Below are 1,313 nucleotides of genomic sequence, written 5' to 3'. Positions count from 1 at the left end.
TCTTTCATGTCAGGTGGTATTATTTAAGTTAATTTTATCTTTAACAAGTTAATAATACCTCCTGGTTTTAGAACGACGCTTTAAACATACAAACTCGATTAATAATTCAAGGTTAAAACATAATTAAATATTTGATTTCTAATGTGTTGTAATTTCGACAGAGTGAGGAGCGAACGACGAGAAATCTCATAATGATGAGATTCTTCTCCATATTTCGTCAGGATGACATAGTTTGCACAACAAAACTACTCAATAAATTGAAAATCAATCGTTTTAACATAAAAACTCATGTAAGTACGATGGGTATAATCTAAAATTCATTCCATTTACCTACTTTTTTGGAAAAGATCCATCTAGTGCAGCAAATAACGACAGTATTACAAAAATGGGAAGGTACTTTAAAAGCATGTGGTATGTAGGTTAGAAACGCCTTCTCTATAGTGACTCGTTTTTAAAAATAATATGCTCTTTTTCTAAGGTTCTAACAACAGCCTTAACATATAAATCTATTGTTTCTTTCACATCTATTGGGTCTACAAGATCATAAAAACCAGTCCATACCAAATTAGATCCGCCTTCTTTTTCCAAATGATATAATGATGTCTCGATGGTATACACTTTATATCGCCTATAGTAATCCTGGTTAAAAAGTGCCTCTTGATATAACAAATAATACCCTATAAATTTTCTTAAAACGGTAATCGGTTTTTGCCGACTTGCTACTATACGATTCCGTTTCATTAACTCCCTTAACGGCCGATACCAACACTGCATCATACCCAACCGAAAGTAAGGTATCTACTTTAGCTTTAATTTCTGCTTCAGTTTGCTTTGCATCATGAAATACGCTTTCAAATACAACAGCACTTTGTATTGCATTAACTTTACATGCATTAAGAGCAGTCGCTAATTGAAATTCAAATGCCTTTCGCACCTCTAAATTAGGCGTTACACCTATAACTAGTATTCTTTTGGGGCTTATTGTTTTGTAGTCGGGATTTCGCCAGTGCTCTGTAAGCTTTGCCGACGAACAAGATATTGCCAAAAGACACAATACAACCCTCAACAAAAATTTCATCTTTTAAGAATTTCAATTTTACAATATTACGCTCCTAAAACCAAACAATTACTCTTAACAAGGTACTCGTTTGTATGGGTTCGATGTAAATTTTAATAATTATTAGTACGTAATCAGTAAAAATCACACCTTCTAAGAAGGTGGCTTTGAATTGCCCCTAAAAGGGGCTTCGAGGGCCTGGTTCAAAAATCAAATTTCTGTTGATTCTCTTCAACTATTCTCTCTTCCTTTTCCT

Annotated in this window: 2 protein-coding genes; both read right to left on the bottom strand. The window is 33.6% G+C overall.

Going from position 1 to position 1,313, the window contains the following annotated elements; genetic code table 11:
• Positions 1-435 precede the first annotated feature (435 nt).
• Entirely contained in the window at positions 436-669 is a 234-nt protein-coding gene (locus JF259_RS17560; RefSeq protein ID WP_199117014.1) for a hypothetical protein, read from the bottom strand.
• Complete coding sequence (locus tag JF259_RS17555) at positions 644-1,078, bottom strand: hypothetical protein (RefSeq protein ID WP_199117013.1); 435 nt, start codon at positions 1,076-1,078, stop codon at positions 644-646. The genes JF259_RS17560 and JF259_RS17555 overlap by 26 nt, the downstream gene beginning before the upstream one ends.
• Between the last annotated feature and the right edge of the window lie 235 nt (positions 1,079-1,313).

This window comes from Snuella sedimenti (genome assembly GCF_016428595.1).
Taxonomy (GTDB): Bacteria; Bacteroidota; Bacteroidia; order Flavobacteriales; family Flavobacteriaceae; genus Snuella; species Snuella sedimenti.
This window is presented reverse-complemented; position numbering and strand designations above follow the sequence as displayed.

What these genes read in the sequence shown, in the direction of transcription:
- JF259_RS17555 (WP_199117013.1), bottom strand. Translation starts at nt 1,078, where the DNA reads ATGAAATTTTTGTTGAGGGTTGTATTGTGTCTTTTGGCAATATCTTGT.